At 67.8% G+C, this 1,611-nt stretch carries 1 tRNA gene and 1 pseudogene; both read right to left on the reverse strand.

The annotated features are described in order from the left end of the window. Positions 1–156: 156 nt before the first annotated feature. Positions 157–232: transfer RNA gene (locus AC2W7M_RS25090), tRNA-Lys, on the reverse strand. 136 nt (positions 233–368) lie between these two features. Then, positions 369–1,611: pseudogene (locus AC2W7M_RS25095) on the reverse strand (tripartite tricarboxylate transporter permease); the annotation flags it as partial.

Here is a 1,611-nt window from a genome sequence, read left to right on the forward strand (position 1 = left end):
CACGGTGGAGCAACGCCGCGCGCCGGTGCAAGCGCGGCCGGACCGCACCGTCCGGCGCGGCCGGGGCGAGCGCCGGGAAGCCTACGGCCCTTCGACCCGCCTATTGCAGGGCGCGGGAGAGGTCCAAGTCCTGGTGGTCAAGGATTTGGGAGATAGTGGTGGGCGCACTAGGGCTCGAACCTAGGACCCGCTGATTAAGAGTCAGCTGCTCTACCAACTGAGCTATGCGCCCGTTCCGGGTGGCCCCGGAAGGAGGCGTTCGTTTAGCAAAACGCCCCCGCCCTTACAAGAGCGGAGGCGCACTTTTTTGCCTGCAATCGGCGGCAGCGCGGGAGGGCGGCGGGCTGGGGCGCCGCCGCCTTGCCGGCTCACTCCTTGAACGCTTCCTCGCGGGTCTTCTGCACCGAGGGCAGCAGCACCACCACCAGCGCGATCACGGCGAGGATCAGCAGCACCGCCGAGATCGGGCGGGTGAGGAACACCATGGGGTCGCCGCGCGAGATCAGCATGGCGCGGCGCAGATATTCCTCCAGCATCGGGCCGATGACGAAGCCGAGCAGCATGGGCGCCGGCTCGCAGTCGAGCTTCACCAGCGCGTAGCCGAGCACGCCGAACAGCGCCATGGAATAGACGTCGAAGGCGTTGTTGTTCACCGAGTACACGCCGATGCAGCAGAACGCGATGATGGCCGGGAACAGCAGGTGGTAGGGCACGGTCAGAAGGCGCACCCACATGCCGATCAGCGGCAGGTTGAGCAGCACCAGCATGGCATTGCCGACCCACATGGAGGCGATGATGCCCCAGAACAGGTCCGGCTTCTCGGTCACCACGTTGGGCCCCGGCGTGATGCCCTGGATGATGAGCGCGCCGATCATGAGCGCCATCACCGGGTTCGACGGGATGCCCAGCGTCAGCATGGGAATGAAGGAGGTCTGGGCGCCGGCATTGTTGGCGCTCTCCGGGCCGGCGACGCCGGCGATGGCGCCCTTGCCGAACTCCTTCGGGGTCTTCGAGACCTTCTTCTCGATGGAATAGGAGGCGAACGAGGACAGCATGGCGCCGCCGCCCGGCAGGATGCCGAGCACCGAGCCGATGGCGGTGCCGCGCAGCACCGGGGCGATGATGGCCTTGAACTCGTCCTTGGTGAGCAGCAGGCCCTTCACCTTGGCGGCCACCAGCGAGCGGCCGTGCTCGTCCTCCAGGTTGCGGATGATCTCGCCGATGCCGAACATGCCCATGGCGACGGCGACGAAGTCGAAGCCGTCGGCCAGCTCCTGCATGTCGAAGGTGAAGCGCGGCGTGCCGGTGTAGATGTCCTGCCCCGACAGGCCGAGCAGCAGGCCGAGCACGATCATCGCCAGCGCCTTGACGATGGAGCCGGAGGCGAGCGTCACCGAGGCGACGAGGCCGAGCACCATCAGCGAGAAATATTCCGCCGGGCCGAACTGCAGCGCGAGGTTCGCGAGCGGCGGGGCGAACAGCGCCAGCAGGAGGTCGCGACCGAGCCGGCGAACGAACAGAGCCGAGCGCCGCGGTGGCCAGAGCCGCGCGCGCGCCTCGTCGCCTGCTCTGGTGGCCTCGATGGCGGTCGAGCCACCGAGGAGGTTCGCC

The sequence above is a fragment of the Xanthobacter sp. BG11Y11_SDJG genome (assembly GCF_057364445.1).